At 41.0% G+C, this 24,953-nt stretch carries 23 protein-coding genes and 1 pseudogene; 13 read left to right on the top strand and 11 right to left on the bottom strand.

Annotation, left to right across the window (positions count from 1 at the left end):
- Positions 1–45: 45 nt before the first annotated feature.
- Positions 46–1,485, bottom strand: coding sequence for a Fe-S cluster assembly protein SufB (sufB, locus tag CV014_RS19385; protein WP_236143519.1), 1,440 nt, complete (start codon positions 1,483–1,485; stop codon positions 46–48).
- A gap of 226 nt (positions 1,486–1,711) precedes the next feature.
- Between sufB and sufR the strand changes: the two genes are divergently transcribed.
- Both sufR and CV014_RS19375 read left to right on the top strand, forming a co-directional pair.
- Positions 1,712–2,380 carry an iron-sulfur cluster biosynthesis transcriptional regulator SufR gene (gene sufR / locus CV014_RS19380; protein WP_236143518.1) on the top strand — a complete coding sequence of 223 codons (669 nt, stop codon included), beginning with the start codon at positions 1,712–1,714 and terminating at the stop codon, positions 2,378–2,380.
- Positions 2,381–2,626: 246 nt separating this feature from the next.
- Positions 2,627–2,887, top strand: coding sequence for a hypothetical protein (locus tag CV014_RS19375; protein ID WP_236143517.1), 261 nt, complete (start codon positions 2,627–2,629; stop codon positions 2,885–2,887).
- 184 nt (positions 2,888–3,071) lie between these two features.
- Here the strand turns inward: CV014_RS19375 and CV014_RS19370 are convergent.
- Positions 3,072–3,715: pseudogene (locus CV014_RS19370) on the bottom strand (hypothetical protein).
- A 768-nt stretch (positions 3,716–4,483) separates the two neighbouring features.
- Positions 4,484–4,810, bottom strand: a complete 327-nt coding sequence (locus CV014_RS19365) for a YbjQ family protein (protein WP_103140736.1) — start codon at positions 4,808–4,810, stop codon at positions 4,484–4,486.
- Positions 4,811–5,322: 512 nt separating this feature from the next.
- Between CV014_RS19365 and CV014_RS19360 the strand changes: the two genes are divergently transcribed.
- Positions 5,323–6,003 (top strand): tetratricopeptide repeat protein, encoded by a 681-nt coding sequence (locus CV014_RS19360; RefSeq protein WP_236143516.1) that lies wholly within the window; start codon positions 5,323–5,325, stop codon positions 6,001–6,003.
- Position 6,004: 1 nt separating this feature from the next.
- On the opposite strand, the gene CV014_RS19355 is transcribed toward CV014_RS19360, so the two are convergent.
- A complete protein-coding gene (locus CV014_RS19355; RefSeq protein ID WP_236143515.1) occupies positions 6,005–6,907 on the bottom strand; it encodes an ABC transporter ATP-binding protein in 903 nt (300 codons plus the stop codon).
- Between the two features lie 116 nt (positions 6,908–7,023).
- On the opposite strand from CV014_RS19355, the gene CV014_RS19350 reads away from it, so the two are divergent.
- Together CV014_RS19350 and CV014_RS19345 are read left to right on the top strand one after the other, a co-directional pair.
- On the top strand, positions 7,024–7,776 hold the full coding sequence (locus tag CV014_RS19350; RefSeq protein WP_236143514.1) for a hypothetical protein: 753 nt from the start codon (positions 7,024–7,026) through the stop codon (positions 7,774–7,776).
- 3 nt (positions 7,777–7,779) lie between these two features.
- Entirely contained in the window at positions 7,780–8,448 is a 669-nt protein-coding gene (locus CV014_RS19345) for a DUF4231 domain-containing protein (protein ID WP_236143513.1), read from the top strand.
- 117 nt (positions 8,449–8,565) lie between these two features.
- On the opposite strand, the gene CV014_RS19340 is transcribed toward CV014_RS19345, so the two are convergent.
- Positions 8,566–9,609 (bottom strand): DUF6709 family protein, encoded by a 1,044-nt coding sequence (locus CV014_RS19340; RefSeq protein WP_236143512.1) that lies wholly within the window; start codon positions 9,607–9,609, stop codon positions 8,566–8,568.
- 137 nt (positions 9,610–9,746) lie between these two features.
- Positions 9,747–10,400 (bottom strand): tRNA (adenosine(37)-N6)-threonylcarbamoyltransferase complex dimerization subunit type 1 TsaB, encoded by a 654-nt coding sequence (tsaB, locus tag CV014_RS19335; RefSeq protein ID WP_236143537.1) that lies wholly within the window; start codon positions 10,398–10,400, stop codon positions 9,747–9,749.
- A gap of 266 nt (positions 10,401–10,666) precedes the next feature.
- On the opposite strand from tsaB, the gene CV014_RS30690 reads away from it, so the two are divergent.
- From CV014_RS30690 to CV014_RS19300, 8 genes are all read left to right on the top strand, one after another.
- A complete protein-coding gene (locus tag CV014_RS30690; RefSeq protein ID WP_442946925.1) occupies positions 10,667–10,807 on the top strand; it encodes a protein kinase domain-containing protein in 141 nt (46 codons plus the stop codon).
- A gap of 452 nt (positions 10,808–11,259) precedes the next feature.
- Complete coding sequence (locus CV014_RS19330; RefSeq protein WP_236143511.1) at positions 11,260–13,260, top strand: ATP-binding response regulator; 2,001 nt, start codon at positions 11,260–11,262, stop codon at positions 13,258–13,260.
- A 152-nt stretch (positions 13,261–13,412) separates the two neighbouring features.
- Positions 13,413–13,709, top strand: a complete 297-nt coding sequence (locus CV014_RS19325) for a hypothetical protein (protein WP_236143510.1) — start codon at positions 13,413–13,415, stop codon at positions 13,707–13,709.
- A 123-nt stretch (positions 13,710–13,832) separates the two neighbouring features.
- On the top strand, positions 13,833–14,855 hold the full coding sequence (locus tag CV014_RS19320; protein WP_236143509.1) for a S66 peptidase family protein: 1,023 nt from the start codon (positions 13,833–13,835) through the stop codon (positions 14,853–14,855).
- 300 nt (positions 14,856–15,155) lie between these two features.
- Entirely contained in the window at positions 15,156–16,094 is a 939-nt protein-coding gene (locus CV014_RS19315) for a M23 family metallopeptidase (protein WP_236143508.1), read from the top strand.
- A 123-nt stretch (positions 16,095–16,217) separates the two neighbouring features.
- Complete coding sequence (locus tag CV014_RS19310) at positions 16,218–16,760, top strand: late competence development ComFB family protein (RefSeq protein WP_236143507.1); 543 nt, start codon at positions 16,218–16,220, stop codon at positions 16,758–16,760.
- A gap of 564 nt (positions 16,761–17,324) precedes the next feature.
- The gene (locus CV014_RS19305; protein ID WP_236143506.1) at positions 17,325–17,672 is read left to right on the top strand and encodes a hypothetical protein; all 348 of its coding nucleotides are present in this window, start codon (positions 17,325–17,327) and stop codon (positions 17,670–17,672) included.
- 26 nt (positions 17,673–17,698) lie between these two features.
- Positions 17,699–17,848 (top strand): hypothetical protein, encoded by a 150-nt coding sequence (locus CV014_RS19300; RefSeq protein ID WP_236143505.1) that lies wholly within the window; start codon positions 17,699–17,701, stop codon positions 17,846–17,848.
- A 22-nt stretch (positions 17,849–17,870) separates the two neighbouring features.
- Here the strand turns inward: CV014_RS19300 and CV014_RS19295 are convergent, their stop codons facing one another.
- From CV014_RS19295 to CV014_RS19275, 5 genes are all read right to left on the bottom strand, one after another.
- Entirely contained in the window at positions 17,871–18,374 is a 504-nt protein-coding gene (locus CV014_RS19295; RefSeq protein ID WP_236143504.1) for an FHA domain-containing protein, read from the bottom strand.
- Between the two features lie 182 nt (positions 18,375–18,556).
- Positions 18,557–21,145 carry a heavy metal translocating P-type ATPase gene (locus CV014_RS19290; RefSeq protein WP_236143503.1) on the bottom strand — a complete coding sequence of 863 codons (2,589 nt, stop codon included), beginning with the start codon at positions 21,143–21,145 and terminating at the stop codon, positions 18,557–18,559.
- 449 nt (positions 21,146–21,594) lie between these two features.
- A complete protein-coding gene (locus tag CV014_RS19285) occupies positions 21,595–21,927 on the bottom strand; it encodes a hypothetical protein (RefSeq protein ID WP_236143502.1) in 333 nt (110 codons plus the stop codon).
- A gap of 12 nt (positions 21,928–21,939) precedes the next feature.
- Entirely contained in the window at positions 21,940–22,218 is a 279-nt protein-coding gene (locus tag CV014_RS19280) for a TM2 domain-containing protein (RefSeq protein ID WP_103137881.1), read from the bottom strand.
- Between the two features lie 1,095 nt (positions 22,219–23,313).
- The gene (locus CV014_RS19275) at positions 23,314–24,945 is read right to left on the bottom strand and encodes a CPBP family intramembrane glutamic endopeptidase (protein ID WP_236143536.1); all 1,632 of its coding nucleotides are present in this window, start codon (positions 24,943–24,945) and stop codon (positions 23,314–23,316) included.
- Between the last annotated feature and the right edge of the window lie 8 nt (positions 24,946–24,953).

Below are 24,953 nucleotides of genomic sequence, written 5' to 3'. Positions count from 1 at the left end.
TGGTTCGTAGTAGGTGCGTCAGCACCTTTTGGTATACTACAAGCCTTAACCCACGCTACCTTCTAGTTTCAGGCTCAACAACTTATCAGCTTCTACCGCAAATTCCATAGGTAGCTGATTAAACACATCCTTACAGAAGCCGCTAATCATCATCGAAATCGCGTCTTCTGCCGAAATTCCCCGTTGAGCAAAGTAAAATAACTGATCTTCCCCAATTTTGGAAGTAGAAGCTTCATGCTCCACCTTGCCAGTATTATTCAGCACTTGAATATAAGGGAAAGTATTCGCGTGAGCATTATCCCCAATCAGCATCGAGTCGCACTGAGAATAATTCCGCGCCCCTTCAGCTTTGGGATTAATTTTCACCAAACCCCGGTAACTATTACTAGACTTACCTGCGGAAATACCCTTAGAAATAATGGTGCTGCGGGTATTTTTGCCGATGTGAATCATCTTTGTGCCGGTGTCGGCTTGCTGCATATTGTTAGTTAACGCCACCGAGTAGAATTCACCGACAGAGTTATCCCCAACTAATACACAGCTAGGATACTTCCAAGTAATCGCTGAACCAGTTTCTACCTGTGTCCAGGAAATTTTGGAGTTGACACCTTGACACAAACCGCGTTTGGTAACGAAGTTGTAAATTCCGCCTTTACCGTTAGCATCACCGGCGTACCAGTTTTGGACGGTAGAGTATTTAATTTCCGCGTTATCCAGGGCGACAAGTTCCACTACAGCCGCGTGTAATTGGTTGCTGTCATACATCGGCGCGGTGCAACCTTCCAAATAGGAAACATAGCTACCTTCTTCAGCCACAATCAAAGTCCGTTCAAATTGCCCTGTATCACCGGAGTTGATGCGGAAGTAGGTAGACAGTTCCATTGGGCATTTTACGCCTTTAGGAATATAGACAAAAGAACCGTCACTAAATACTGCCGCATTCAGGGCGGCAAAATAGTTATCAGCAATGGGGACAACGCTACCCAGATATTTTTTGATCAGTTCTGGGTGTTCCCGCAATGCTTCAGAAATTGAGCAGAAAATTACGCCGTCTTTAGCGAGTTTTTCTTTGAAGGTGGTAGCCACGGAAACGCTGTCAAAAATCGCGTCTACAGCGACGTTTGCCAATCGCTTCTGCTCAGATAGGGGAATACCCAATTTCTCGAAAGTTTCTAAGAGGGTGGGATCTACTTCCTCTAAGCTGTTGAGTTTTTCTTTCTTTTGCTTAGGTGCGGAATAATAGATGATATCTTGATAATCGATAGGTGGATAGGTGACGCTTGGCCATGTCGGCTCGGTCATTTTTAGCCACTGGCGGTAAGCTCTGAGACGAAATTCCAACATGAACTCCGGTTCATTCTTCTTTGCGGAGATCAGGCGAATTACGTCCTCGTTTAGTCCACGCGGAATCGTGTCGGTTTCAATGTCAGTGACGAAACCGTACTTGTAGGGCTGGTTGACTAAGGTTTTGACAGTAGCACTCATCGCTAGTGGTCTCTTATGTTCAGGAAGTAGTGGTTCTCTTTAAGGATGGAGACGGGTGAAGCTGGGTTGCTTCCCATCTTGTCTAACTGAGTAGTTAAACGGCTGTTACAATATAGATATAGACTAAAACAACAATCCTGTTGTTTAATGTAATTTCATTTTACGCTAGATTAACAACAACAATGTTGTCAAAGTCAAATTTTCTCAAAAAATTTTTTGGACTAAGATGGCGACTACTCAACAGTCCTCAACTAAGCAAGAGATCCTAGAGTATCTCCTGAAGCATTCCCAAGCCACAGCCCTTGACTTGGCGGAAATTTTGGATGTCAGCCCCCAAGCGATTCGTCGTCATCTCAAAGATTTGGAGATGGAGGAGTTGATTGTCTATTCAAATACGGTACAAGCCGGGATGGGGCGACCGCAACACGTTTATGAGTTAAGTCGCCAGGGAAGGGAACGCCTGCATAAATCAGCTAGCGATCGCCACGGTGATTTTGCCGTTTCGCTCCTTGATACTTTAGCGGAAACGGTGGGACAAGACCAATTTAAGACCATCTTACAAAAACAATGGGAACGCAAAGCCCAAGAATATCGCGATCGCGTCGGTAACGGTTCACTCGCAGAACGGGTGGCGAATTTAGTTGAACTGCGAAAAGCTGAAGGTTTCATGGCAGAATATCACCCTGTAAATTCTCCTCACCCCAGAGAGGAGCAAAGGTTTATTTTCATGGAACACAATTGTGCAATTTCTAATGTGGCGGAGTCATTCCCCAGTGTGTGTGGCCATGAACTAGAAATGTTTGCGGCTGTTCTCCCAGACTGTACAGTTGAGCGTACTCATTGGTTAATCAACGGCGAACATCGTTGCGGCTATCTAGTGCAAGCCCGTAAATAAGCAGGGGAGAAGAGGAGACAGTTTTTAGCTTGTGTTGACAATGACAATAATGTAACTTTTAGGTGGAGAAGCTAAAAAATCAAATATGCAAATCAGTTTTCACAGCTAGTTTAGGTCATCCATCCCAACTTATTGGTAAAGCGTTTTACCAATTACTGGCTAATATCACCCAAAATGAACTTTTAAGCTCTTACACCTACTACGGTTTGGTTTCTTAATTTTGAATTTTGAATTTTGAATTGTTCTATGGATTTACCATCACAACAACCATCAACTCAATTTCTCAGCTTAGAAGAGTCCGAGAAAGTAGACGCAGCCCTGCTATCATCGCCAGAAAAATTTTTAACTCGCCTGACAATTTCTTCTTTGAAACTCTTAAAACACATTGCTCAAGAATATGGTGTGGCGATTGAAGATTTAACCACACAACAAGTAATTGCTTGGTTTGAAAAAGATGGGAAGGTAAGAAGGGAAGAAGGTTTAGAATCTGCTTATTTAAAGTGGTAATATTTCGAGCCATGACTTTAAAGAAGTAAGCTAATCGTCATTCATTTTTCCACACTGATTCGCTTGTAGTAAGGGCTTTAGCCCTGGTTTTATACAGCTTAAATGCTGATTAGCCTATAACAAAAACTCGTTATTAGCTATCACTAAGTAACGAGTATAGATATAGGTTGTTTGTATTGAATTATTAAGTGTGATGATAGCCATTGGTTCGCGGACTACGAACTCCCAAAGCTGCACCCATCAAAGCTGCGGCTAAACCTAACAAAGAACCAAGAACAAACCACCACAAAGCTTTAGAAGTAGCAGAAGCAATATCGCGAGCTTGTTCAGGGGTTAATTGAGGAACGTTTTGGGGTAAAGATGCACCTCCAGGCTGTTGTACCTGATTGATAACTGCTCCAGCATTGCTCGCCGCAACACCAAAAGCACCAGATACGCCACTTGCTAGTAGCCAAGAACTCAAAGCCAAAGTAGTCGCCCACAAAATTGCGCCGTTGAGGAGGGCTGTATTACGGTTCATGGGGCCACAAGCGCGACTTGTCACCCAACCCCCACAAATAGAGAAATTAATAAAGCAATAGTTGACCAAATCCCTATATTGTTAGCAACTCCGGGGGTGATGCTTCTTGGCGCACCCGAACCTGCAATTGTACCGGCTCCAATAGCTGCAAATAAAGAACTCAATATTAACTGTGTAGCTAAAGCCACCAACACACCTGAAATAATCGGCCCCCAGCGCACACGATCATGATATTCACCGACTCTACTGGCTATGACTCCAGGCTCAGGCTGAACAACATCATCACCTACGCGATTTATGTATGACATAATCTACATTCTCCCTTGCTGTTTTATTGAGCAAAGTATTTTCAAGTTAGTTATTTTTATTGCTTACGTTTAAAATTAAATGGTGAATCTTTATTTTTAATATCTATCAGCAGAAAGAGTTATTAGCTCTATCGCCAGTAGTAACAAACAATTATGTTTATTTCCATAAATAAGGTTTATTATTGATAATTTTTAATTGCTCTAGTGCTTGCCTACTATTTTCATGATCATTTTTGTTTTTTGCTTGTCAGTAGAACAACGAGAAGAAACCCAAATATATTAAGCAATGTAAAATACTAGGATTTAGTTCGTAGTAAGGACTTTAGTCCTTTTCTAAGAACTAAAGTTCTTACTACAAACCTTTAATTATTTACCCTGTTGTACTTAATCTAATGCAGATTGTTTGGCAGGTATCTTATTCATGATTGGGTAAAAAATGCTAGTATATGGGTAACAGCACAAGAAAATTAAAAGTATAACTTCAGAGATAAATATTTAAAATATCCTATTTTAAAGTTGGCGTTATTCACACATAATTTACTGCTTGGTTAGCAAATGTATGGGGGTAAATGCAGCTGTGTTAACTAATATAAGCAAATTTAAATCTCTTTAGTAGTCAGGAATTACTACTCCAAACAATTGCTTCTGACAGGTTGCTGATCGTTCAAATCCCCGACTTTTTTAGCCGGGAATTTTGGCTATGATAATTTGTGTAGCAGACGAATACGAGCAACTCTACTAAAAGCAATTCAGACAAAAAGGCCTCAACTAACGTAATTTTACCGCCGTGCCTGTGGCAGTAATCAGTAATAAAACTCCTGATTGATCAACATTAATCGTACCTGTGTCAATTTCAATGCCAATAACAGCATTAGCACCTAAACGCGAGGCTCGTTGTCCTAATTCTTCTATGGCTTTTTTTTGTCCTTGCTCAAATAGGCGTTCATAACTACCAGTGCGTCCACCAATAACATCTCGAATACTAGCTAAAAAATCCCGCAGAAAATTACTGCCATAAACTACTTCTGCCGTCACAATACCTAAGTATGCGTCAATTACTCCGCCTTGAATCACATCAGTGGTAGTTAGAATCATCATTAAATCCTCATATATGGGATATTGGTTTGCATCTATGTATTATTACCATCAGTGTTTTCTATAACACACACTGTTATTTTCGTTACTGTCTACTGTAGGGGTGGATTTTAACTAAAAAATAGCAACAAAATTATGAGAAATTTGGAAACGATCGCCAGAGAAATTTGATATATCCTTGAGTAATCCCCCGATGCTAGTATAGCAGTTGATTTTGCTAGAACAGTGGTGTGACAAACTTGATAGCTGATTTCGCTTTTATTTATCCCCAATAAAATATAACTGATTAAAGCAGATTTAATTTGAGCTTTGAATTGATTTATACAGTATATTTCATCGTCAAATATTTATGATTGAGCTACGTATAATTTCTAGACTTTGACAGATGTAATTGCTAAGTAATATACTGATTATTAATATTTTATGAAGGTAGACAAATACAGTTTTCAAAAAGTAAAATTTTTGTTTTAATGAACAAGAAAAAAGTTCACCATAATTTAGGGGATTTTACTGTGTACAAACGCATATCACTTATAGTGGGAATTTTATTGTTAGGATGTAGTGCTTGGAGTATGCCATCTGTAGCACAGGCGCAAACTTTGGTTGTGCAAGCTAATAGAGCAGAATTAAAGCAGCTTTTAGAGGAAGGAAAGCGGCTGGTGGATTCTGGGGATTACAATGGCGCGATCGCAGTTTATCAACGAGCCGCCGCCATAGATAATCGCAATGCTAAAATCCACTCTGGTATAGGTTATCTCTACGCTCAACAAGGAAATTTTCAAGCAGCATTAGGAGCATACCGTCGTGCGATCGCCATCGACTCCAACAACAGCGATTTTTACTACGCTGTCGGTTACATCAAAGGCAATATGGGTGATACTGCTGGAGCTAAGGAAGCCTACCGCCGCGCCATCCAACTCAACCGCAATCATATCAACGCTTACATAGGCTTAGGTGTGACCCAATCCCGCATGGGAGACTTTACAGCCGCTAATTGGGCTTTTGAGCAAGCACTTAGTATAGATAAAAACTATGCTCAAACCTATGAATTTATGGCTCTCATGTACAAACAACGCCGACAAACCAAACAAGCCAGCAGTGTATTGCAAAAAGCGCGTGACTTGTATCGGCGACGCAATGACGCTGATGGAGTAGCCAGAGTGGAAGCGATGTTACAAGAATTAGGCGGTTAAATCACTCTAATTGTCGTCCTGTGAGTTCAACAAAAATATCTTCTAAATTAGAAGGACGCACCATCATTCCCGTCTTATTTGTCTGTTGATTTAAATAAGTATTGGCTTCTGCAAGAGAAGGGAAAAATAAATATTCCCAACGCCGCGCACTATCTGCTCCAGATGCGCTAACATCCAATTGCTTCATCACCAAACCTTCACCGTGAACCGAACGCAACTGTTGTAACGTGCCTAAAGAAATCAGTTTACCTCCATCCATAATGCCGATACGTCCGGGTTGATTAGAGCCAAAAGCATCACAGAGAAACTCGACCTCATCCATATAATGAGTTGTCAGTAATATTGTCATCCCCTGCTTATTTAAATCTCGAATCATCTCCCACAGTCGCCGCCTAGTTTGGGGGTCGAGTCCTACTGTGGGTTCATCTAAAAATAAAATTTGTGGTTGATGTAACAAAGCTCTCGCTATCTGTAATCTTCGTTTCATTCCTCCAGACAGGGTTTTTACCAAACTATCCCGTCTATTTGCTAGTTCTACATACTCCAACCATTGATTAATTAATCGCTGTCTTTGGGGATTAGCAATATGGCGTAATCTAGCGTACAACTCCAGATTTTCCCAGACAGTTAACTGTCCATCCACACTGATTGACTGTAATACTACACCAATATTTTGTTTAGCTTGCATGGGTTGACGCACCACATCATACCCAGCCACCTCTACCCGGCCTTGGGACGGTTTTGTTAATGTCGTCAACATCCTAATTGTGGTGGATTTTCCGGCACCGTTGGGGCCGAGGAGCGCGAAGATTTCTCCTGGTTTGATGGTGAAAGATAAATCATTAACTACAGGAACTTGATTGTAAAATTTGTAGACGTTTTCTAACAGAACAGCAGCAGTCATGAACCAATTGATGACACAGTTTCAATACATACACTACCATTCATTAGGGAATAGTAACTGGGGTTCAAGCTGGCACTCAGGAATTAATTCCTGATGTTTCTTGACAAACAAGGGCTATGGAAAAACCTTTACAATTAAGCTTTAAAAATGGGCAAATAGCATCTGCTATTTATGTACAACAAATCACAGATTTACCCCAAGCTGTCGCCGCAATGGGTTTGCCGATGGCTCGTCCTTCGCTAGTAGTTGTAGGGGGTGCAAGCAGGATGAGTGAAGCAGATTTCCTGCAAATCCAACGGTTGTTTCGGGAAATTTTAGCTCCTATTGCCGAAAATTTGGGTGTTTATGTTGTCGATGGGGGTACTGATGCGGGAGTCATGCGCCTCATGGGTAAAGCACGTACCCAAATCGGAGGAAAATTTGCTTTAGTGGGTGTTGCACCTGCAAGTAAAGTTGCTTTACCCGATTGTTTAGAACCATCTGCTGATGCTACGCCTCTAGAACCAAACCACAATTATTTTGTGTTGGTTCCTGGTGATAATTGGGGGGATGAATCTCCCTGGTTAGCTCAATTGGCAACTGTTTTGGCTAATGACGCACCTTCTCTCACTATATTGATCAATGGTGGTGAGATTACTTTTGAGGATGCTTACCAGAATGTGAAGGCAAAAAGATTAGTGATTGTGGTGGGTGGTAGTGGTAGAACCGCAGATATGATCATCCGTGCCTTACATGGAGAAAAGACAGATTCTAGAGCTACGGAACTAGCTAAATCTGGTATGATACACTACGTTAATTTATTTGATTCCACAACAGGATTTGAGAGTTTAGCCGCAATAATGAAGAGTGTGCTGTCTACCTCAAAATGAAAAATGGCGAAGCAAAAGGATACTTACCAGGAATTTTTAAAGCAAGATTTTAATCAGTTATTTGAAATTATTAAACTGCGTGATGAGCAGAGACATTTTTTGCGATCGCGCTGGTTAGATCAAATCCTCTGGATGGAAGGTAAAGCTAATCAAGCACGCGATCGCTACTATAAATTAAGAATCACCACCATTATTGGCGGCATAATTCTTCCTGCTTTGGTGAGTATCAATAGTATTAATAATCCCTCTCTAGGAAATAATAAAAATTTTCCCCTCAAAGAAATTATCGTTTGGTCAACTTTTGGTTTAAGTCAAGTAGTCGCAATTAGTGCGGCTGTGGAAGAATTCTTTCATTACGGAGAACGTTGGCGGCATTATCGTCGCACAGTTGAATCTTTAAAAACCCAAGGCTGGCAATTTTCTCAACTAGCAGGAATTTATCATCAATATCCCAACCATGAGCAGGCATTTAACACTTTTGCCAGTCAAGTAGAAGATATCATTCAACGAGATGTAGAAATATATTCTACTCAAGTTGTTCAAGAAAAAACAGACGAAAAACAGCAACAAATGCCAGAAAATATCCAGATACCGCAGACAAACAAGATTAATTCAGCAACACAAGAAGAGGAAACAGTCAATCCAGAAAATGATAGTAATGCTAACATTTAATAGCAGTCTAATTAGAACAACTTGACTCTAGTTCGTAGTAAGGACTTTAGTCCTGATTTGTTCGCAGAGAGTCTCGTAAAGAGAACTAAAGTTCCCACTACAAACCCTAAATTATAGCTAATTACTAATTTCTTGCCGCTTCATATCAACAAACTCAATCATTTGAGAGAAATTTTTCTGCCACACATCTTTTAACTCCTGACTATATCCCGCTACAACCCACGGTACATAGGTAATAACTTGTTCAATAATACTATTGACTTCTTGCTCTTTACAGGGAATTTCCAATAGTCTTCCTTGACGATTATAGATAACGACGGAATAAGTTTTACCGACGGGAATAAAGTATTTATAATGAGTAGTCACGCTTTTATATATCCAAACAATCTCATTTAAATTGAGTATTTCTAACCCAAAGAAATGAGACCTTAGTATCCAAGAAGGTGTAATTTGAGCAGGCCCAATAGTAGATTTATCACCTGCTATCTGTAATTCAGAATCTATTTTAAATGCTACATCATTAGGAGAACCAAACCTTTTTAAATCATTCATGATCGGATGATTCTCTATGTTCTCTTTCCTTTTAACTACGTTAAATAAATTCCACACTCCCAACAGGAAAAGAGGAATTCCTACACCTAGTCCTATATATCCAGAGTTCCGAAAATTCGTAGCATCCAGCATTAAAGGTAGAAAAACGCCACGCAAAGCCGGAAATTCGGCTTCGGCTTCATTGACAATTTTTTCACGAGCATCATTTGGTAAAGTTATCAATGCACCAGTAAATTCCTTAGAATCGTTAGCATTAGGTGTTTTAACTAGGAGTAATTTTTGTTCAATCACTAAAGCCAAATAATGTGCTTTGACTGTCTCGCTTTTAGTCTGTCCTGTAGATTTACTCACCTCTCTTTCTACTTCCTGAACACCAGTATTTAAAGATTCACTACCACGAATTTTGAAGAAATACTGTAATCTACCGTCTGGTGTGGTGTTGGATAAAAGTGTCTGATTATCTATAGGAAAAGGCCCAAAGAAGAAGTTGTATAAATATCGCCTATTCATCCCAGCTATAGCAATCACAGATAAGACTAAACAGACGTTGACAGCCAAAAGATTGCGATTGCTGCGCTGAATGTGTTTATAAATTCCTGTATTTTGCATAGTTGTCAATTATGGAACATCTTGATTTTGAACTGACGTAGGAATTTATAAACTAACCTAAAATAAATTACGATGGCATATAATTATACAAAAATTTGCTAAATTTAGTATAATTACTGATAAAATATCTGGCTACGTTAAACTACTGGATGCTGACCGTAGTAAGGTAAAGTTTCTGACCAATGAGGACGCTGTCCTAGTTGCCAATCAAAATGAGCTAGTTGTAAAATACTCGTCACCGTGGCTGCTAACCCAGATTTAGCTGTAACAAGCTGATAGTCAGTTTCCCAGTTAGCAAGGGTTTCTTGCCATGCTTCTGGTGTCAACACCGTATCAGGTAATAAATTGATTAAGCCGGAATTCTGGGAAGCAACTTGATAAATCGCGCCAAAAACCTGTCCCCGTTGGGCTGGCATTTCTACGGCGATCGCTCTACCTTCCTGATGTTTGCTACCATAAGACCAAGCCACTGCTGCTAAAGTAGACACCCCCAACACCGGAATATCTAATTGTTGCCCCAATGTGCGAGCCAGAACCAACCCAATTCGAGTTCCCGTAAAGCCTCCAGGCCCCTTAGCCACCGCCACAAATGCCAAATCTTGCCATGTTTGTGGTTTGATGAATTCTATTAAATATTGATGTACATAACTAGATAAATCACGCCCTAAATCCCAAATCTGAAAACGAGTATTGCCAGCGAAATTACTAATGGCTAAACCTAGTTGGGGTGTAGTTGTGTGCAGTGATAAACCGTACTTCGCCAATGTTAAGTTTTCTAATTGTGTAATCAAAGCCAATTAATCTACTATTTGTTCTAAAGTTGACAAGACATACTTATTGAACTACATCATATTTGCCTACACATCTTGTTTGCAAGCATTAAGGTAGTATTGCCAATAAAAATAGCTATTTTGAAACAAAATTATACTTTAGCGTAAAGTATACACTCACAAAAATATTAACTTTAGTTAAATTATATGTTCACGGAAGAATAATTTAGCAAATACTCAAAATCTATCTACAAAATTAACCATAATATAATACATAATCAAGTCAGATAGTCATCAACATAGCTCTGCAATTAGCCAGAAGTTTAGCTCTATTACATCAAAATCATATCATTCATCAAGATATTCAGCCTCACAACATCTTGATTAATTACCAAACATATCAAGTTAAAATTCTGGTTTTAGTCTAGGGACTTCCAAAAAATAAATTATCCAATTTCCAAGAGAGAATATTGTGATTTCCCCCTGCTCCCGTTCGGCTGACGCTCACGGCAGCAGCCTGTCCCCCTGCTTACCACAGCAATTGTATATTTTTTTAGTTAGAAGTCCCCTAATATCTCATCTAGCAAAACAAAATGATTATGTTTATAACTCTCATTTATTATTAGGGGTATACCCCTGGGTAAAAACTGGCGACTACAAACTCCATCGTCTGATGAATTAACAGTTTTGCTAGATTTAGCAATGTAGGGTACTCTAAGAGCTATTGCTCAAAGAGTTGAACAACTAGAGGAATTAGACAAAAAACTAATTCTATTTGCTATTATTTACGTCAACTTGTCAAAGCTTTTAAAGGCAAGCAAAGTGTAGATTTTTTTAAACAATTTTAAACTTTTTTTAAAAAATTAAACATACCAAATATATGCCTAGTGATTCACTTGATCAAGGTGTCATCCTCATAGTTGATGACACTCCCATCAATTTAGAAATACTGTTTGATGTTCTAGCCAATGCTGGATATACAGTATTAGTTGCAGAAGACGGTGAAAGTGCTTTAGCAAGAGCTGAATATGCTTCCCCCGATTTAATCCTTTTAGATATTCTTATGCCCGGAATAGATGGCTTTGAAACTTGTCACCGCTTGAAGAACAATGAATTAACTAAAGATATTCCGGTTATTTTTATGACTGCCCTTTCAGAAATAGGAGAAAAAGTTAAAGGCTTAAATCTAGGTGCAGTAGACTACATCACCAAACCATTACAACACGAAGAAGTATTAGCCCGTGTAAAAATTCACCTCAAACTATGTAATCTGACAAAACAACTAAAAGGACAAAATCAACTTTTAGCCGATGAAATTCAAGAGCGAATCCAAGCAGAAAACAAATTAAGAGAACAAGCAGCTTTATTAGATAAAATCACCGATGCTGTGCTGGTAATAGACTTAAATCAGCATATATGTTTCTGGAATCAGGGGGCAGAAAATTTATATGGCTGGCAAGCTCAAGAAGTAATTGGTAAAAATGTTAGTCAATTAATATATGCACAAGAAAATTTTCCTCAATTGCAGCATATCATTGATAGTTTAGCCACGGATGATTCTTGGCAAGGTGAACTGCATCAAGTAACTCAACAAGGCAAAAAAATTATTGTTGCTAGTCGTTGGAATGTGATGCGTGATCCAAATGGAACCCCGCAATCAATTCTGACAGTTTACACTGATATTACAGAGAAAAAGCAATTGGAAAGTCAGTTTCTCCGCGCTCAAAGATTAGAGAGTATTGGCACATTAGCAGGTGGTATTGCTCACGACTTAAATAATATCCTGACCCCGATTTTAACAGCTGCCCAACTATTACAAATCAAACTTCCCGATGTTGACGATCGCTCTCAACGAATGTTTCAAACTATCGAGTCTAACGCTAAACGTGGTGCAGCCTTAGTTAAGCAAGTATTGCAGTTTACCCGTGGCGTTGAAGGGAAGCGCACAATTGTTCAAATTAACTACTTGTTTTCCGAAATTAACCAAATTGTCCAAGAAACATTTCCCAAATCGATTAAATTTTCGACAAAAATTCAACCAGAACTTTGGACAGTCATTGGTGATGCTACTAACTTACATCAGGTACTCATGAATTTAGTAGTTAATGCCCGTGATGCCATGCCAAAAGGTGGTAATTTAAGTCTGTGTGCAGATAATTTATTTATTGATGAACACTATGCCCGCATGAATCTTGATGCTAATGTTGGCTCTTACATCGTCATTTCTATCACAGATACAGGTATAGGCATAGAACCAGAAATTCTCGATAGAATATTTGAGCCATTTTTCACCACTAAAGATGTAGGTAAAGGTACAGGACTAGGATTATCAACTGTACAAGGTATTATCAAAAGTCATCATGGTTTTATTAAAGTTAATAGCGAACAGGGGAAAGGTACACAATTTCAAATATTTCTACCAGCAGTAGAAGCGGCAGTTAGCTCATTAACAGAAGACTTAGAACTATTTAAAGGTAACGGTGAATTAATTTTAGTTGTTGATGACGAAACCCAAATTCTCGAAACAACAGCCATCTCACTGGAAGCTTACAACTATCAAGTCTTGACTGCTAGTGATGGAGTAGAGGCGATCGCACTCTATGCCCAACACCAAGATAAAATCAACTTAGTCCTCATAGACATGATGATGCCCGCTATGGATGGTAACGCCACAATTCAAGCTTTACAAAAAATCAATCCCCACGTCAAAATTGTGGCTGTCAGTGGTTTAGTAAACAGTCATCAACTAGCGCAAAATTTACAAGTTAAAAAATTACTTGCCAAACCATATACACAAAAAGAATTGTTAACAACGTTACACAGTATACTTAAGCAGGAATCAAAAAATACTGCTAAGAATTTGTTAAATAAGAGAGGTTAGGGATTGGGGATTGGGGATTGGGGAATTGTTTATTCTTCTCAGCTTCCTCGTCTCCCTTGTCTCTCTTGTCTCCCTGCCCCCTGCCCCCTGCCCCTCTGCCTCCGGTACTCTGCCTACAAAGCGATTGATTATTTTTTAGTTATAAGTCCCTAATGAGAGCCAAAATTGACAATCAAGTATTGTTTTTATACCATGAAGACCTACCAGAATTCAAAAAAGGCGGTTCTGTAGTCAGAAATTCCTATTTTTGGGCATTGCGTTCAATTGCTGGTCGTTCTACTCGTTACCGTGATTGGGAATATGAACCAGAAGTCTGGCTAGCATTAGTGAGAATGCTATCATCATTTGCCGAATCTGGATACTTAGGTTATCGAGAAACTATCTTAGAATTTCCCCTCTCCCAAGGAGAAATTCCTGGTGTCTTGCGTGATGTTTCAACGTGGGAATAGGGATTGGGAATTGGGGAGACAAGGTAGAAGTAATGAGTAATGAGTAATGAGTAATGAGTAATGAGTAATGAGTAATGAGTAATGACTAATGACTAATGACTAATGACTAATGACTAATGACTAATGACTAAAATTAAACGCCGTCAATTTTTGCAAACTTTTAGTTTAGCTACCTTGGCTACCCAAATTCCTCAACTTACTGTTTATGGACAATTGTCACCCAACGATATTATTAAACCACAACGCCTAAAGGTGGGTGATACAGTGGGATTAGTCGCTCCGGCGGGGATTTTTGACCATAAATATATTGCAAAAGTACAGCAATATTTAACCCAATTAGGATTAAAAACCAAGCAAGGTAAACATATTTTTGATCGCTACGGCTATTTAGCTGGGAAAGATAGCGATCGCGCCCAAGATTTAAATGATATGTTTGCAGATAATTCAGTCGCAGCTATTCTCGCTATCCGTGGCGGTTGGGGTTGTAATCGAATTTTACCTTTACTCAACTATCCCTTAATTCGCTCCCACGCAAAAATTCTCATGGGCTATAGCGATATCACTGCTTTATTATTAGCTATTAATGCCCGTAGTCGAATTATGACTTTTCACGGCCCAGTTGCTACATCAACTTGGACTCCCTTTATGTTGGACTATCTCCAGCGCATTTTCTTTGATGCTCAAGCCGTCACACTCAAAAATACTAACTCGCCAGAAGGACAAGTACAAACAATCACACCAGGAAAAGCCAAAGGTAAGCTTGTCGGTGGTAACTTATCAGTCTTGTGTGCAATGGTAGGTTCACCCTACCTACCCTCTTGGTACAACAGTATTTTGTTCGTAGAAGATACTAACGAAGACATCTACCGGGTAGACCGGATGTTAACACAACTCAAAAACGCTGGTATACTCAACCAAATCGCCGGCTTTATTTTTGGTCAATGTAGTGATTGTAGCCTGGGTGATGAACCATCACTGACATTAATGCAGGTATTGCAAGACCACATCCTCCCTTTAGGAATTCCAGCTTGGTACGGGTCAATGATAGGTCATATTCAGGACAAATTTATTTTACCAGTGGGAACACCAGTAGAAATTGATGCCTCCTTGGGAACAATTGAGCTATTAGAAGCTGCCGTCTCATAAATTACAAAAACTATTTCTTCTGTTTCCCGTTCCCGATTCCCGATTCCCTGTTAAGAGTTCCCTTCCTACACAAAGAATTTCGCAAATCAAAGCGGATTGCTATAGTTAAATCAGAATATGTCAAGTTAATATAAGCATCGTTTGCAATTTCTAATATAGCGGTTAGTATAGTTGAGACACTAAGCAATTACTGAAAAAATATATTTTTTGAGCAAAAAAGATTGGCTTTTGTTTAAGAAACACTAACTATCGCTAGCGAGTCTGTTCTTTCACAGAAGTGAAGTATGGTTATTAATTGCTATGACTATTGCAGATTATCCCCGAACTTCTCAAAAAAATTTACTGTCTAGCAACATCAAAGGAGATACATCAAACAATCATCAACTGATCAATCTATTTATTGGCTTGTGTGCGGTTTTCCCTGTGAGTTTTTCCTTACCTGTCGCAGCTTTAGAAGTACAGATAAGTCCCGCTAAACCTCGCTTGGGAGATACTATATCTATATTAATCAATGTAGATAATGCAGAAAATTCAACTACTCCAGAAGTAGTTGTGGGACAAAAAACTTATCCAGCTTACCCAATTGCAGCCAACCAATACCGTTCTTTTATCCCCACGACTCCCTTAGAAAAACCAGGTACTAGAACAGTCAAAGTTGTGGGTGATGGACAAGTCAAAAACCTGGCTATCTGGGTAAGTAATCGGAAGTTTAATGTACAGCGTATTACCTTACCTCCTGGGAAATCTGCTGGCGGGGCTACTGAATATGAACTCAATCGTGTAGCTGCCTTTAAAGCCCTACAAACACCGCAAAAGTTTTGGAATGGTAAATTTATTGCCCCAAACAAAGGACGACTCAGCACTCCTTATGGTGTACGTCGTTACTATAACGGTGAATTCGCCAATGATTACTACCATCGAGGTTTAGACTACGCTGGTGCAGCAGGTTCTCCTGTCATCGCCCCCGCCGCAGGTAAAGTGGCGTTAGTTGGTACAGTATCTCAGGGATTTCGGGTGCATGGAAATGTAGTTGGGGTGGATCACGGACAAGGAGTTGTCAGTATTTTTATGCACCTTAGTCGTATCAATGTCAAAGAGGGTGATATAGTCAAGGCTGGACAGTTAATTGGTGCAGTTGGCTCAACAGGTGCGTCTACCGGGCCTCATTTACATTGGGGTTTGTATGTCAATGGACAGTCTGTTGATCCGACATCTTGGCGGACTCAAACTAAGGAATAGTAACAGCGTAACTCATCACTGTTGCTGTTAATTTAGTATATTTTTTGTCGATAATATAGGCAGCATAAGTTTGTTTAGTATCGTCCTTACCTTGCTTGGGTGGATTAAATTAAGATGAGCCTTATGAGTATTGAAAAAATTGTAGAACAAGCTCTCCAGGATGGTTATCTCACGCCAGCAATGGAAGCAGAAGTTGGACGTATCTGTGATAACGCCTCAGAACTCTCAATTGAAGAGTATATGGCGTTAGATAAATTGATGGGAGCATTATTAACTGGTGAGGTAGTGGCTGTACCTCGCAAACAATTTATCAACGTCATGGAAGAGTTGGTGTTAACGGAAGCGATCGCTCGTGTGGCGGAAATTGAAGCTACTAGCGAAAGTTCCATCGATGTAGGTGATATCGCCGCCTACGCCCTCAACCGTCTCCCACCCCTATACGCCACCACTGAAGAAGGTGCTAATTACCAGCGTCAACGCGCTAGGGCTGAACTGCAAGAGTTAATCTCTCAGCAAGTCCATGAAGCTATTAACCGTAACCTTGTTCAGCCTAACGACAACAGAACCCCCATTCCCTCTAAAACTACTGGTAATGAGGTTTTACGCCAAGTTAGTAGTTTACTGCAAGTCTATGCACCTAGCTTTGAGCAGAAGTCTTCACTGTAGTCATTAGTCATTGGATTGGACAAATTGCCAAGTTCAATCTCCACATTTCCCTTTGCTTGGAGGGACGATACCACATAGCTTGCTTCTCTTTACATATCCCGATTTTGGATTTTAGATTTTGTGGAAAGTCTGTAGTTTACTTCCCGCATAGTGCGGGAATACTACCTATCCCAATTCGGTATCAGTCCTGATTCACAGGATATTCCAGGGGCTTGAGACAACACTACTCATCCCGATTTGGTATGACTCTTTTAGGGAAGCAAGCGACTCCTGTCAAAAGTTGACATTCAACTTTCAACATCATCTACTTGATCAATAAAACCAATTCGCAATTCGCAATTCGCAATTAAACTAAGCCACCCACAAGGGGTGGGGTTTTTACCTACCTTGCGATACGAGGACTGTTTCGCCCACTAGGGGCGTTAGCGTAGCGGGACGCAAGTCTGGTTTTGAACCTTCACTTTTTGATAAACAGTATTTTTCTTTAATTAATCTATAAGTAGTTGCCGTTTCGTCACCTCAGTATTATACGATGGACGGAGTGTTGCAAGGTGTGGGGCTATTATGGCTCGCTATACGTGTTCATTTATTCTTGCTATTAACTTAGAAAATCTTCAGCCCTTGATGCTCGACCTATTACAAAACTGTGATTTGGAGATTCAGTATTACTCGTCCGATTACATCTTGGCGCGTGAGATTCCTGGGAATGTTTCGGTTTCCCAATTAGTGAAAGCAGAAGTGCTAATTGATAAGTCAACGGCGACAGAGACGGAAACTCGTATGACAATTGTTGTCAAAAATGAAGAACTACCTCTGCGCCTAGAGAACCACTGCCGAAAAGTTTTTGATTTTCTTAAGAAAGAAATCGAGATTAGTCGCTACTGGCACTTAATTGAAAGTCTAGCAGGTTGAAAACTCCTTGCCTGGGAACGGCAAAGATGCTTCCTGTACCCAACCCAGGAAGAACAGCCCAAATATTCCCCGACGCGATCGCGAAACGTGTCACAAACAAGCGTCTTGTTGGCGTAGCTTCTCGTAGAGAAGGAAAGCACTCCGGCGGACATAGAGGTATAGGGAAAGACACCTGAAAATTATTGTATGAGGAATGGTTTAAATTTCCTCCATATCCTCAGCCATACTGGGGTTAATCAGTGTAATATCATACTCACTAGCATCCGTTTGTCCAGAACGCTGAGTGTTTTTTAACAAATAATAGATGGCACGGACTTTAGGCCCAAACACAATTTCATCTTCATTTTGCAAATCATGGGCTGGCATTTTCCGCCCATTAATCATGAAGCCATTAGCACTAGGTCTCCCTTTGCCATCACCATCTACAATCCGGTAATAGTAGCTTTGAGAGTTATGCTGTCTGGGCAGTCTCACCAATGTGGCATGACGACGAGAGACAAATTGAGACACCAAACGGATATTTGAATCACGGTCTCTACCAATAGAGTAGATAGTATTTTCTAGGGTAAATTCTTTACGACCTTGATCATCTTCCAAAATTAGTAGATGACTTTCCTGGATTTCTGCTGCCATTGATAAACTGTTACCAAAATCGTGGAAATTTTGATTAGTTCTAATTTTGTGAGTATCGTTACCTATCATTCTCGCCCACTACAGACTGTGATGTTGGATGTTTAGCATGACAACATAGCTGTACTGGCTAACACAAAGTAGAATACATAGATTTTACTCTGTGTTTACAGTTAGAATGAGACGCTTAACATCTACTTATCGCTTTAGTTTAACCTGAGATGATGAAAACTACATTGATGTCGTAATGTTACCTAATAATGGGTAAAACGTCGTAATAATACGGAATTAGTGACCACGCTCACAGAACTAAAAGCCATAAGAGCCGCAGCACCAGAGGGACTGAGAACAAAACCCCAGTGTGGTAATAATACCCCGGCTGCCAAAGGAATACCGATGGTATTGTAAGCAAATGCCCAAAATAAATTCTGGCGAATTTTATTGAAAGTGGCACGGCTCAGGGAAATTGCTTGTACTACATCACTTAAGCGATCGCTCATCAAGACAATTTGGGCAGTTTCCATTGCGACATCTGTACCGGAATGCAAAGCGATGCCGACATCGGCTTGGGATAATGCAGGTGCATCATTAATACCATCACCAATCATAGCAATGGGATGCTGAGATTGACTTTGCAGTTCTTGAATAACGGCAGCTTTTTTACTAGGGGGAACACCAGCGATCGCGTCATTTTGTTCTATACCTAATTTTTGGGCGATCGCACTGGCGGCTTCTGGGCGATCGCCACTCAAAAGCATCACCCGCAAACCCATGTGGCGTAACTGTTTGACGGTGCTATGAGCATCGGCTCTCAGGCTATCTTGCACCCCAATCACACCAGCCAAACTCCCAGCCACAGCCACGCCCACAACGGTTTTACCTGCTGTTGCTAGCTGATTAGCTGTCTGTTGTGCAGCTTCATCAATGACAACTCCATGCCAACTCAACCATTCCCAGTTGCCCAACAGGACAGTTTCATCATTTACCAGTGCCGATACACCCAACCCTGGCTCAGTGTGGAAATCTTTAGCCTCTGGAATCTCTAAATTTAAACGCTGTGCTTCCTGCTGAATAGCTTTAGCTAAGGGATGGTAAGTGCCACTTTCCACGGCTGCTGCTAGTTGTATCAGGGAATGGGGCATGGGGCATGGGGGAGGCAGTGCGGTCTTGGGGTCTCCCCAAGAGGAGCAACTGCCGTCATGGGGGAGGCAGTGCGGTCTTGGGGTCTCCCCAAGAGGAGCAACTGCCGTCATGGAAGTAAGGTTTCTCTTGTCTACCTTGTCCACCTTGTCTTCCATTCCCAATTCCCCATTCCCAATTCCCCATTCCCAATTCCCCAAAACAATACAATCGGTAACTTGGGGATTCCCTGTGGTGAGTGTACCGGTTTTATCAAAGACTACGGTGTTGAGTTTGTGGACTTTTTCTAAAACGTCGCCACCTTTGATTAATAAACCTTTTTCTGCACCTATGCCTGTACCAACTAAAATGGCTGTGGGTGTGGCGAGTCCTAAAGCACAGGGACAGGCGACAACCATAACGGCGATCGCGAGTTTTAAACTAATCAGCAGTGGAGAATAGGGGGTAGGGAGTGGAGAATGGTGGGCGGTATGGGTGGCGTGACTCATAATTTCTATGCCACTGCTGATAGTGACATCAGGCCAAATATGAGTACCGAAGCAGTACCAAAAAACAAAAGTCAAGGCTGAGGCGGTTAATACGCCGTAGGTAAAGTAGCCTGCTACGGTGTCGGCTAATTTCTGGACTGGAGCTTTGCGGGTTTGGGCTGCTTCTACCAGGGCAACGATGTGGGCTAAAGTAGTGTCAGCACCAGTACGGGTGGCTTGGATAGCGATCGCGCCTGATTGGTTAATTGTGCCTGCGGTGACTGTATCTCCTGGTTGTTTGATCACCGGCACAGATTCCCCAGTCAGCATCGCCTCATCTATGGTTGTCTGTCCAAAACGTATTTCCCCATCGACGGGGATTTTATCTCCTGGTAAAACTTGTATCCATTCCCCAACTTTGACTTGTTCGGCGGGAATTTCAACGGTGTTTGTTCCCAGACTGAGATTTTCTGGATCTGGGTTGGGGATCAATCTGGCTGTTTGGGGTTGGAGTGCTAGCAGTTGTCTAAAGGCGGCGGCGGCTTTACCTCTGGCTTGCTGTTCTAAGGTTCTTCCCAAGAGGATAAAGCCCAGCATCATCACTGGTTCATCAAAAAAGCACTCCCAACCTAATTGGGGAAAAAACAACGCCACTACACTGGCTGTATAGGCGGTAAGCGTTCCCAACCCTACTAAAGTATTCATGTTGGGTGCATTGCGCCGCCAACCCAACCAGCCATCAATGAAAATCGGGCGGCCCGGAATTAATAATGCGAGGGTAGCCAAACCAAAGTGCCACCAAATGTTATTCAGTGCGATTAATATAGGGCTACCGAAATTACCCAAATGTCCGATACCTGAAAACAACAATAACACCGCCGCGATCGCTAACTGTCCCCAAGCCGAACGCATTTGTTGGCGGTGTCGTTCTGTGGAATCTTGTAATGTGGATTTGCCTGCTACTTTGTCGCCAGCGTTGCGGGGTTGAGTAGGGAATCCGCTTGCAGTCAGTTTCTCGGCCAGTTTTTCTGGATCTACAACACCAGTTTCCGACTCTACAACAGCTACCTCTGTAGCCAGATTCACACAAGCACTCACGACTCCTGGGTATTGAGTGAGTTGTTTTTCTACTGCACTCACACAACCAGCACACTTCATACCCCCAACATCTAACAGAATTTTTTCTCTGGTTGGGGGTGTTTCTGGGTTAAGCTGAGTTTTCGGGACAAGTTGCATGGCAAGTGTTGAGATTCGCTATGGGAATTCTGAGGTTTATATAAAAGCATCTCTAATTTGAGGGTAGCGAAATCTGTAACTTTGACTCAATAGCCAAGACATTAAATTTTAGCCAGTAGAGGCGGTTTCTGTGAGATATTCACGCTCTCAGACAAATATTGTGGTTAAATCCGCCTGTACATTAGTCAGCAGTTACCGAGTTTCTCCCTCTATTCCTCCCACCAATCCCCCAAATTTTAGCAGTTGCATAAATTAAAGCTACAAGCTGAATCGGGAGAAAAATAATCAAACTCTTCCAGAAATAGTGGATATCAATATTAGACATAACACTAACGTAGCTCATGCCCACTATTAAACATAGTATCCAAGTTAAATACTTACTTTTGTAATTCAACATACTGCTCATCCATAATTGCAAACATCAAGATAACTATAGAAATCCGACTTAATTAGTAATGAGTGCTGAGTGCTGAGTAATGAGTGCTGAGTAATGAGTGCTGAGTGCTGAGTGCTGAGTGCTGAGTAATGAGTAATGAGTAATGAGTGCTGAGTAATGAGTGCTGAGTAATGAGTAATGAGTAATGAGTAATGAGTAATGAGTAATGAGTAATGAGTGCTGAGTAATGAGTGCTGAGTAATGAGTAATGAGTTGAGAAATAAATTCTACCTTGTCCCCAGTCCCCAGCGATGCACTGAGCTTGTCGAAGTGTCCCCAGTCCCCAGTCCCCAGTCCCCAGCGAAGCACTGAGCTTGTCGAAGTGTCCCCAATCCCCAATCCCCAATCCCCAACTTTCCTAAAACCAACCCTGCTTATTAATTATGTAAGTTTTCACAAACTGTTCAGGGGTTTTGTTTAAGTAAATCATCCCTTCAATTAACCCAATTATTTGCATAATCAATAAAGTCATGCCGTAGGAGAACGTACCACCTACCAAAGAAATCACTAACATAATAAAACCTTCGGGAGCATAACCTAAAATGAATTTATGCACTCCGAAACCACCGAAAATGATCCCGCAATAGCTAGCTAATAATTGTTTGTTAGTTTGTTCAGTAGGATGAAGATTCGCCATAGGGTTTATGCTCCTTGAAATTATTATTGTCCGAAATTTGAATAAATATATTTTTGCTGAATTGATATGATCAGCTTTCCCACATGAACACTCATGTGGGTGGTACTATTGGCTAATAAGCATGGCAAGATAAGCTACTAAAATTTAGATGAAATATTTCATCTGATTGTGCCTAGAATTATTTTGTTTCTTTATGGCTAATTAGTCACATCTGATTGGCAACAGTGGCAAAACTTTTTAGAGTTTGCCGCGCTCACAAATAATTCAGGAGCTTGATGCTAACCATGTTTACACAATCAACGAGTACAACAGGACATAAATACTGCACAAATTCAAAATAGCAAGAATTCAAAGAAATCAGCTTTCTTTTGCCTTTTGCATGAGTGCTTTTTACCTGAGATTTTTGTACTAGGTGTGTATTATTACAGATTTTTTCAGAATTTTCCTCTTTCACAAGAATTAATTCCAAATTATCTGCTCAAGTGGCTTTAACATACCACTTTTTACTCTTACATCAGTGTTATCTCCGGATTTTTATAGGAGATGGTCACAATCTTCAAGATATCTTTAATAGAAATTACCTGTGTCAATTGAACAGGTTAGTAGTTCTTCTACTCAAATATTCTTAACTTACCTGAAGTAGAAAAGAATATTGGCAGTTGAATTTATGTGAATTTACTTGTGTTTGTGACCAATCATCACACCGGAACTCATGAATTAATTATTCCGGCTTGGAGTGCTAGAGGATGACAATCAACACAGTAGCAAAGAATTTGCATACTCAGATGATAATAAAAATTAGCCTAGAAGTTTTGTAATCTATTTAACAATATTAATAGTTACATATTTATAAATGCTATGCCAGTTATGGAATTGGCGATAGATTGGGGACTGGGGACTAGGGACTGGGGATTGGGGACTGGGGACTGGGGACACTTCGACAAGCTCAGTGCTTCGCTGGGGACTGGGGATTGGGGACTGGGGATTGGGAATTTAGATCATATCTTTTCTCCCTTCCCTGCCCCCTGCCCCTGCTCCCTGCCCCCTGCCCCCTGCCTCCCCTGCCTCCCCTGCCCCCCTGCCCCCCTGCCCTCATTAATTCCCGCTACCTAAGAGAAACAGACTAATGAGTGTGCCGCTATTCCACAGGCTGTGTAGCAGCATGGGTGCAAGCAGGTTGCGCGATCGCGTGTAGACTACTCCTAAGACGATGCCTAAAGCGGTCAATGGTAGCACTTCTGATAAACTCAAGTGAGCGATCGCAAATAATAAACCACTGGCGAGAATTGCTCCCCAGACTGGTAAGTATTTAGTTAAAGAGGGTAAGAGAAAACCACGAAATAACACTTCTTCAAATAGGGGAGCTGCGATCGCGGCTGTAACGTAAAATATCCCCAGTGCTACAAAGTCTTGGCTTTCTAGTGCTAGTTGTAAAAGTGGGTTACTCCCACCTTGTCCTTGCCATAGTTGTTGATTAATCAAGGAAACCACAATCACTATCGGTAAAGCCGCACAATATCCGCCAAATCCCCACAAAAACCAGTTATCCCGTAGTTGCAATTTAAACCACAGTCTGGGTAAAGGGAAAAACTGTTTCAGGGAGAAATACATTACCAATAACGCACCCCCCGCTACCAACAGGTAACTAACTAACACAGAAGCAGCTTGCAGACGGATATCTACGATAGGACGGGGAATTGGAAGTAGCATCAGTAAAAAGGGGACAAACAACTGTCCCATGAAGAAAAAACCGACGACAAACACCTGTAAGATAATTTCCCCATCCCAAGGAGTCGCCCAAGCTAAATCTTCGTTTTGCGCTAGTAATGACTCTTTTCCCTTGAATAAGCGTTGAGCAATTAAGAAAATCAGTATAATCACTCCCAATAAAGCTGTAAGTGCAGGGACGGTACCAATAACTGCTAACTTAAATACCGCTTGAGCCGCAATTTCTTGTTGTGCAGTCTGCACTTCAGATAACGCAGTTTCTCGTTGTTGGAGTTGGTATAACTGAATCAAGGCGGTAGAACGAAACCAACCCGATAAATTATTTTGAATTACCTGTTGAGCCTTGGGTAACAGACGCGGGGGATCACTCCATAGTCCACTTAAAACAGCCGCAGTTTCTTGACTATTGACTGTTGACTGTTGACTATTGGCTATTGACTGTTGACTATTGACTATTGACTGTTGACTATTGACTGTTGACTGTTGCAATTCACCCCAAATTTTGATTGCTGTGTCAGTCTTTCCTTGTTTAGCTTGTAAAATTCCCAACTGCAAGTCTAATTCATCAAGGAATTTTTGCATTTTTTGTTGGGATTGTTCTAACTGTTGTTGCTTTTGTGAAATCGAAATATTGGCGGTGGGTGGGGTTTCTGGTAGTGGTTTGGGTGGTGTGGAAACTTGATTGGAAGATTGCAGTTGTGCAAGTTGCTGCTGTACTTTGGCTAAGTTAGTCTGCACAGACTGACGTGTTTGTTGATATTTCTCCGTCGCACTTTCTAGGGGTTGTTCCCCAAGGATTGCGTCTCGAATTGCCCCAGAGCTATCATCTTGACTATCGCCTGGTTGCCAAGCTTGAGCTTGGAGAACAATATTTGTCTGATAGAGTTCCAAGCGACTCTGGAATTGCGGTTCTTGTAAAGTACCCAGTAAAGACGAAGCTGCAATTATAGCTGCGATGGGTGTCAGTATAAAGAATAAAAATAACCGTTTAAACGTCATCAGTCCCC

Source organism: Nostoc sp. CMAA1605 (assembly GCF_021596505.1).
In the GTDB taxonomy this organism is placed as follows: Bacteria; Cyanobacteriota; Cyanobacteriia; order Cyanobacteriales; family Nostocaceae; genus Trichormus.
The sequence above is the reverse complement of the archived record's forward strand: the minus strand, read 5'-3'. Positions and strand labels throughout refer to the sequence as shown.

Coding starts and splice junctions, on each gene's coding strand:
- CV014_RS19355 (WP_236143515.1), bottom strand. CDS start 6,907: ATGACTGCTGCTGTTCTGTTAGAAAACGTCTACAAATTTTACAATCAA.
- CV014_RS19295 (WP_236143504.1), bottom strand. CDS start 18,374: ATGATAGGTAACGATACTCACAAAATTAGAACTAATCAAAATTTCCAC.
- CV014_RS19280 (WP_103137881.1), bottom strand. CDS start 22,218: ATGGCGAATCTTCATCCTACTGAACAAACTAACAAACAATTATTAGCT.
- CV014_RS19330 (WP_236143511.1), top strand. CDS start 11,260: ATGCCTAGTGATTCACTTGATCAAGGTGTCATCCTCATAGTTGATGAC.
- CV014_RS19290 (WP_236143503.1), bottom strand. CDS start 21,145: ATGCAACTTGTCCCGAAAACTCAGCTTAACCCAGAAACACCCCCAACC.
- sufB (WP_236143519.1), bottom strand. CDS start 1,485: ATGAGTGCTACTGTCAAAACCTTAGTCAACCAGCCCTACAAGTACGGT.
- CV014_RS19305 (WP_236143506.1), top strand. CDS start 17,325: ATGGCTCGCTATACGTGTTCATTTATTCTTGCTATTAACTTAGAAAAT.
- CV014_RS19365 (WP_103140736.1), bottom strand. CDS start 4,810: ATGATTCTAACTACCACTGATGTGATTCAAGGCGGAGTAATTGACGCA.
- CV014_RS19350 (WP_236143514.1), top strand. CDS start 7,024: ATGGAAAAACCTTTACAATTAAGCTTTAAAAATGGGCAAATAGCATCT.
- CV014_RS19320 (WP_236143509.1), top strand. CDS start 13,833: ATGACTAAAATTAAACGCCGTCAATTTTTGCAAACTTTTAGTTTAGCT.
- CV014_RS19345 (WP_236143513.1), top strand. CDS start 7,780: ATGGCGAAGCAAAAGGATACTTACCAGGAATTTTTAAAGCAAGATTTT.
- CV014_RS19300 (WP_236143505.1), top strand. CDS start 17,699: ATGCTTCCTGTACCCAACCCAGGAAGAACAGCCCAAATATTCCCCGAC.
- CV014_RS19310 (WP_236143507.1), top strand. CDS start 16,218: ATGAGTATTGAAAAAATTGTAGAACAAGCTCTCCAGGATGGTTATCTC.
- CV014_RS19325 (WP_236143510.1), top strand. CDS start 13,413: ATGAGAGCCAAAATTGACAATCAAGTATTGTTTTTATACCATGAAGAC.
- CV014_RS19340 (WP_236143512.1), bottom strand. CDS start 9,609: ATGCAAAATACAGGAATTTATAAACACATTCAGCGCAGCAATCGCAAT.
- CV014_RS19375 (WP_236143517.1), top strand. CDS start 2,627: ATGGATTTACCATCACAACAACCATCAACTCAATTTCTCAGCTTAGAA.
- CV014_RS19275 (WP_236143536.1), bottom strand. CDS start 24,945: ATGACGTTTAAACGGTTATTTTTATTCTTTATACTGACACCCATCGCA.
- sufR (WP_236143518.1), top strand. CDS start 1,712: ATGGCGACTACTCAACAGTCCTCAACTAAGCAAGAGATCCTAGAGTAT.
- CV014_RS19315 (WP_236143508.1), top strand. CDS start 15,156: ATGACTATTGCAGATTATCCCCGAACTTCTCAAAAAAATTTACTGTCT.